Origin of the sequence: Acidaminococcus sp. CAG:542 (assembly GCF_000437815.1) — a bacterium.
In the GTDB taxonomy this organism is placed as follows: Bacteria; Bacillota; Negativicutes; order Acidaminococcales; family Acidaminococcaceae; genus Acidaminococcus.
In genome coordinates this window covers 37,928-44,164 of sequence record NZ_FR902096.1, presented here as the reverse complement: position 1 = coordinate 44,164, position 6,237 = coordinate 37,928, and the positions used below count along the sequence as shown (strand labels likewise).

General features: G+C 50.0%; 6 protein-coding genes and 1 tRNA gene. All 7 read left to right on the top strand.

Features of this window, described 5'->3' with window-relative positions:
* Positions 1-48 precede the first annotated feature (48 nt).
* The 7 genes from QVO43_RS08775 to QVO43_RS08745 all read left to right on the top strand — a co-directional run bounded on the left by QVO43_RS08775 (position 49) and on the right by QVO43_RS08745 (position 6,121).
* A tRNA-Gly gene (locus tag QVO43_RS08775) sits at positions 49-123 on the top strand.
* Positions 124-315: 192 nt separating this feature from the next.
* Complete coding sequence (locus QVO43_RS08770) at positions 316-1,065, top strand: glycosyltransferase family 2 protein (protein WP_022488149.1); 750 nt, start codon at positions 316-318, stop codon at positions 1,063-1,065.
* A gap of 33 nt (positions 1,066-1,098) precedes the next feature.
* Positions 1,099-2,028, top strand: coding sequence for a glycosyltransferase family 8 protein (locus tag QVO43_RS08765; RefSeq protein WP_022488148.1), 930 nt, complete (start codon positions 1,099-1,101; stop codon positions 2,026-2,028).
* Between the two features lie 24 nt (positions 2,029-2,052).
* Positions 2,053-3,261 (top strand): O-antigen ligase family protein, encoded by a 1,209-nt coding sequence (locus tag QVO43_RS08760; protein WP_022488147.1) that lies wholly within the window; start codon positions 2,053-2,055, stop codon positions 3,259-3,261.
* A gap of 12 nt (positions 3,262-3,273) precedes the next feature.
* Positions 3,274-4,065: a glycosyltransferase family 25 protein gene (locus tag QVO43_RS08755; protein WP_022488146.1), complete on the top strand. Its 792-nt coding sequence runs from the start codon at positions 3,274-3,276 to the stop codon at positions 4,063-4,065.
* 50 nt (positions 4,066-4,115) lie between these two features.
* Positions 4,116-5,129, top strand: coding sequence for a glycosyltransferase family 9 protein (locus QVO43_RS08750; RefSeq protein ID WP_229778410.1), 1,014 nt, complete (start codon positions 4,116-4,118; stop codon positions 5,127-5,129).
* The gene (locus QVO43_RS08745) at positions 5,126-6,121 is read left to right on the top strand and encodes a glycosyltransferase family 8 protein (protein ID WP_022488144.1); all 996 of its coding nucleotides are present in this window, start codon (positions 5,126-5,128) and stop codon (positions 6,119-6,121) included. The genes QVO43_RS08750 and QVO43_RS08745 overlap by 4 nt, the downstream gene beginning before the upstream one ends.
* Positions 6,122-6,237: the final 116 nt, after the last annotated feature.

Genomic DNA, 6,237 nt, shown 5'->3' with positions numbered 1-6,237 from the left:
CCTTGACATAAGCTAAATACTGTAATATACTATACAAGTAATCCATTTGCGGAAGTAGCTCAGTGGTAGAGCATCACCTTGCCAAGGTGGGGGTCGCGAGTTCGAATCTCGTTTTCCGCTCCATAACGAAATGAAGGGGCTGTTGCTGACTGCAACGGCCCTTGTTTTTATTCAGAGCCGGCAGCAAGCCGGTTTCCAGAAGACGCTGACCATTGACTGCTGAAAGGGTGGATTTTTACAAAATCCACCTTGCCGTCTTGCCTTTCCTCCCCCTTTACGGTAGACTAAAGGTTGAATGAGAAAAGGAGATTCATCATGGGAACCTGTACGGTAGTTATCCTGACGAAAAACGAGGAAAAACATATCCTGGCGGCCCTGGATTCTGCCCGGCCCTGTGCCGACCAGCTGCTGGTGGTGGATTCCGGCAGTACGGATCATACGGTGGCCCTGGCCCGGGAAGCCGGGGCGGACATTGCTTTCCGGGAATGGGATGAGGATTTTGCCGCCCAGCGGAATTTTGCCTTGGCCCAGGCTACAGGAGACTGGATCCTGTACCTGGATGCAGACGAGCGGCTGACTCCGGCCCTGGCGGAAAAAATCAACGCCATCAAAGCCGGCAGCCTGGACCATCAGTATGGGTTCCGGCGGATTAACATCGCCTTCGGCCATGAATTCCACCACGGAGCCTTTAGTCCGGACCGGGTGAAGCGGCTGTTTCCCCGGGAAAATGTCTGCTGGGTGGGGAAAGTCCACGAGCGGCCGGAATGTCCCCTGCCGGTGACAGAATTAAAAGAACCTCTGGAGCATTATACCTACGACACCTTTGCCCAGTGGTGGAACAAGGCCGGGCATTATACCACCCTGTGGGCGGAAGAAGCCTATGGCCGGGGAAAAAAGGCCACCGCAGGGACCGCTGCCGGCCACGCTCTGATGGGAATGGTGAAAGCCTATGTGCTGGAAGGGGGCTTCCTGGAAGGGAGCATGGGGTTTGTGGCCACCCTCCAGCACGGCATCTACACAGCCATGAAATACATGAAATTGGCGGAACTTTGCAGGAAAAAGTGACAAGACATAAATCAAGCAAAAGAGGTGACAGAAATGGACGAAATTTCCATTGTACTGGCTTCTGATGACAATTATGCCCAGCATGGGGCTGTAGCCTGTGCTTCCATCCTGGCCAACCACCGGGGAATGGTCCCCATCCATTTTTACTATTTCGAGGATGGGATCAGCGAAGAAAAACAGGCAGGGATTGCCGCCACGGTGACAAAGAGCAGGGGAACCATCACCTTTGTTCCCACTGCCCAGAAGGAAATCCAGGCCCATACCAGCGGCCATGTGAACCGGGCGGCCTATCTCCGGCTGCTGATCCCGGAACTGGTACCGGAAAACGTAAACCGTGTGATTTATTTGGATACGGACCTGGTGGTGCTGGACGACATCCAGGAACTGTGGGAGATGGACCTGGAAGGGAAACCTTTGGGGGCGGTGCCCGATCTGGGCATCCTGGCTTCCTCCCGGATGCGCCGGCAGAAAGAGGAAACCCTGGGAATTGAAGAGGGGGAGCTGTACTTCAATTCCGGGGTGATGGTAATGGATCTGAAGGCCTGGCGGGAAAACCAGTATGGGCCCCAGGTGATCCGGTGTGTGGAAGAGGGGAACTTCCGCCATCATGATCAGGACGGGCTGAACAAGGTGTTCCAGGACAACTGGAAGCCCCTGCCCCTCCGGTGGAATGTGATTCCGCCGGTGTTCACCCTGCCGGTGAAAGTGCTGAAGAAATCCCGCTGGCGGAACCTGGCCCTGGAGGCCCTGGAACGGCCGGGGGTGTTCCACTGGGCCGGCCGGTACAAGCCCTGGGAGTTTCCGCCCAAGGGCCATTTCAACGAAAAATACTATACCTACCTGGCCAGCACAGCCTTTGCCGGGGCAAAAATGCCCCAGCCGGGAAAGGATATGAGGGGAAAATCCGTAACCCGTCAGGAACTGCGGCTGAAGCTGGCTGAATTGTGGAAGAAACTGTTCTAAGGAAGTTGGGGGAGAATTGAAAGAATGATTTCGGACAATCGGCTGCAGTGGCTGCTGATGGCAGCTACCAATCTGTATCTGTTCTTTCTGTGCAGTACAAAATGGAATGCAGGGTACAGCATCAGTCTGGGATTGGTTGTTGTTGTAATGTTGATTTATTGGAAACGGAAGAAAAAAATCGCAATACCGGTCCACAAAGTATGGCTTTTGTGTTATGGCTTATTTATGGGGCTTATTTTTCTGGCGGCGGTAGCGTCGGGAAAGACTGTCGTCATAAAAAGTGCAATGAATTTTATTTTCTATACGATTCCTTTTTGGGTTTTGGTGATGGCTCTCCAGTACAAGGAGAAGCCCATCAGGGCATATGCGCAGTGGGGCCTTTGGGGTGGGTCTCTTGTTTTATGCGGGGTTGCTTTTTATCAGCATGTTCTCCAAAATTTCCCTGCCCGGCTCCAAGGGCCTTTTCCCAATCCCAATAATTTCGCACTGGCTCTGGAATGTCTTCTTCCTTTTCAGGGCTGGCTTCTTTGGGACACTTGGAAAGGGGAAAAAACTGCAAAATGGGAGTGGCTTGGAATTATACCTTTTGCCTGTAGTATTGTTGCTTTGTGGATGACTCGTTCCAGAGGAGGTATTGCAGGGGTTTTTGCAGGAATGGCTATTGTTATTGTATATCATTGGATCATAAAACGAAAATGGAGTGCAAAAAAACAGATAGCCATATTTTTGTTGTTCCTTACCAGTATGGGAATCTGTACAGCATTTGGCACTGTGAATTTAGCCCGTCGCAAGTATGATGGCGAACGGGTGCTGCTGTGGAAATCATCGTATTCCATGTGGCTTGATCATCCTGTTATCGGTGTGGGATTTGGACAATGGAGTAAAATTTACAAGGCAAAATATATTTTGCCGGAAGCAAAGGAACCGGATTTGCCCGTACCTCACAATAATTTTATGACTTTTTTATCTACTGCTGGATTACTGGGGGGAGTTGGATATTTTTGCTTTGCGGCAGGGACTCTGCTTCTTATGATGAGAGCCATACAACTGCACTCTGAGGAATATGTCTGTTATGCTGTATTGTGGCTTTGCCTTGCCAATCTTATTCATGGAATGGTGGACAATACCCTTTACTCAAAATCAACTATGAGATTATATTTTGCCATGTGGGGCATTGGCTGCAGTATACAGACTTCTTCGAAGGGTAAGGCTGATTATCGTACGATTAAATAGCAGGGGTGAGTCATGGGGATGATGGAAATTTATCATTATATAATCAGTTCACCAGTTGCATATCAGAGACGGACTCAAATTGATAAAAATTTTAGGGAATATGGAATAAAACCCAATTTTTTTAACGCCATTATGGGGAATCAGCTGACTGAACAGGAGTTGCAGCAATTCACTGCAAAACATAATATTTTAAATAAAGGGGCAATTGGCTGTGCCCTTTCCCATCTTGAAATTTACAGGCAGTTGTTGAAAAGTGAAGAACCTTATGTTTTTGTATTCGAAGATGATGTTCGCCTATCTCCGGACTTTGTCCAATATTTCCCTAAAATCAAGGAATTTTTGAATCAGATGACTAAACCGGCAGTACTGCTTCTTTATAGAGTAAAGGCTCCGACAAAAACCGTTTTTTCATTGGGGAATGGATATAAAATTCTTCATGCGTTGGCTGGAACAGCTGCTCATGGATATGCAATCAATCGAAAAGCGGCAGAAAACTTGCTAAAGGCACAGAATCCCATACAGTTTGAAATTGATGCTTGGAATCTGTATTATAAATTAGGTTATTTAACCATATACTGCATAAATCATGATTTTGGCTATTTGGATTCAAATGTTTCGCGGAACTCTGTTATTGAACAGGTTGCCGAAAAAGAAAGAAAGTCATCAAGATATGTCAATCAATATAAAAAAGAACATTTCATGACGTTATATTTCCGGTATCCAATCTGGAAACGGTGTATACTTCAACTGAAAAGAATTCAGCGTCATTTTATGGAAATGTACTATGACAAGGAAAATAAATGACTTACAAAAATATTTTTGTTGATGGTATCATGCATATGGGAGATATGATTATGACCGCCTCTGTGTTTCCGGTGCTTCGGAAGCATTGCCCCGGGGCTAGGATTACGTATCTCTGCAGCGCCAACCTGGCCTTTGTGGCAGAATTGCTGGAGGGTGTGGATGAAGTGATCCCTTACCGTTATGCCAGCGGAGGCGGGTATGGGGATGTGTGGCGGATGGGGCGGCAGCTGTCCCAGCGTCATTTTGACCTGGGGATTTCCCTGGACCCCCGGGAACGGGTAACGCTGATGAAATGGTTTGCCCGGATTCCGGAACGGATCAGCATGGAACAGGCACTGGGCTGGAAACTGGGATGGGAAAAATGGTTCTATACCCGGGACCTGGAACTGCCTGCAGGCTGGTCCTATCAGGAACATTCCATGGCGGCCAGCTTTCAGCAGATGATGCGGGGCTTTTTCGGAGATCCTTCCCAGGAATTCGTGCCGCCCCGGCTGAAACCCATGGCGGCGGAACAGGAACGATGGGCACAGAAGCTGCTGCAGAAAGCGCCGGCCGCCGGGAAGAAGATTGCCTTGTGCATCCAGACGACCTCCCGGACCAAGGACTGGCCGGCGGAAAAGTTCAGCCAGGTTTGTGACTGGCTGGCAGAAACTTATGGAGCTACCCTGTACCTGACGGGCATTCCTGCCCACCGGGAACGGGGAAATGCCATCCTCCAGGAAATGAAACACCGGGAGGCCGTGGTGGATCTGATCGGGAAAACCAGCTTTCTGGAACTGACGGCTCTTCTGGCCCATATGGACCTGCTGCTGACCCTGGATACCGGGACTGCTCATATTGGAGCAGCGGCAGGTTGTCCGGTGGTTACCCTCTTTACCTTCAATTCCCCGGTGATCTATCGGGCGCCGGGAAAACATTGTGTCGGGGTCAGCGGGCATCTGCCCTGTTCTGGCAAACATATCTGCATCGGTCCCAGCCGGTGTACAAAATCCGACTGTGTGGATGCAGTGACCGTTCCCATGGCGGAAGCGGCCATAGAGACATTATTTCAGGAGACAGCATGAAAACATTTGAACCGGGCTTTTTTGCCCTGGAGAATTTTATTCGGAAGCAGGAAAATTTTGACTTTCTGGATCCCCATTCCGGGGAACCCTGGCATGTAGCTTACAATGTGAACAACCCTTTTTTTCAGATCATGGGGGCTTCCATGGTTTCGGTGCTGGAAAACAATCCGGACCATCCTTTTGTGTTCCACTTGTTTACCGACGGCTACAGCCGGGAAAACGGGGATAAAGTCCGGCAGCTGGCAGAAAAATGGCACTGCCGGTGCACCCTGTATGAACTGGATATGGCACCCTTCCAGGATTTCCATGTAAAAGTGGCCCGGTTCTCCCGGATTACCTACGGCCGGCTCTATATGGCCAAGGTGCTGAAGGGGGAAACGGACCGGTTCCTGTATCTGGATGCGGATACCATGGTGATCCGTTCCCTGGAGGACCTGTTCGGTCTTTCCATGGAGGGCAAGGCCATGGGGGCTGTTTCTGAACGGCCGAAAGATGCGGCCTATCGGGGCGGCTATCTGAAGCTGAAGAACGGAAAGTATTTCAACGACGGCATCATGCTGATCAATATCCCGGAATGGGGAAAGCAGGGGATTACGGAAAAAGCCTTTTCCTTCCAAAAGGAACCCCGGGAACGGTTCCTGGGCCAGAGCCAGGACGTGCTGAATCTGACTTTTGACGGCACCAATCTGTTCCTGCCTCCGGTGTACAACGAATTCGGAGGTGGGGAAGACGACAAGGGTGAGGGAGTGATCATCCACTGGACCGGCCGGCGGAAGCCATGGCAGATGGTACTGGCCCCCTTCGATGCCCAGTGGCGGCAGTACAATGCCCTGTCTCCCTGGGAGACCATCACCAATACCCTGCCCATCAAGAAGCCGGAAAACTACCATGACTTCAAACAGTGGGCCAAATACCGGAAAAAAGACAGCCTGGCAGATTATCTGTGGGGAATGGGCTGGTATGCAATTTTGAAAATGCGGTATAAGCTGTAACCATGCGTCACCCTTTTACAGGTGGAGAGAGGGTGACGCTTTTTATTTATTCTTTTGATCCGTAAAGATAATTATATGTACTACTGAGATGATGGAGATGGGTTATTTTGGATAGA

Bases quoted from the DNA above. Each gene is read 5' to 3' on its own strand.
- QVO43_RS08770 (WP_022488149.1), top strand. From the start codon at position 316: ATGGGAACCTGTACGGTAGTTATCCTGACGAAAAACGAGGAAAAACAT.
- QVO43_RS08765 (WP_022488148.1), top strand. From the start codon at position 1,099: ATGGACGAAATTTCCATTGTACTGGCTTCTGATGACAATTATGCCCAG.
- QVO43_RS08760 (WP_022488147.1), top strand. From the start codon at position 2,053: ATGATTTCGGACAATCGGCTGCAGTGGCTGCTGATGGCAGCTACCAAT.
- QVO43_RS08755 (WP_022488146.1), top strand. From the start codon at position 3,274: ATGGGGATGATGGAAATTTATCATTATATAATCAGTTCACCAGTTGCA.
- QVO43_RS08750 (WP_229778410.1), top strand. From the start codon at position 4,116: ATGACCGCCTCTGTGTTTCCGGTGCTTCGGAAGCATTGCCCCGGGGCT.
- QVO43_RS08745 (WP_022488144.1), top strand. From the start codon at position 5,126: ATGAAAACATTTGAACCGGGCTTTTTTGCCCTGGAGAATTTTATTCGG.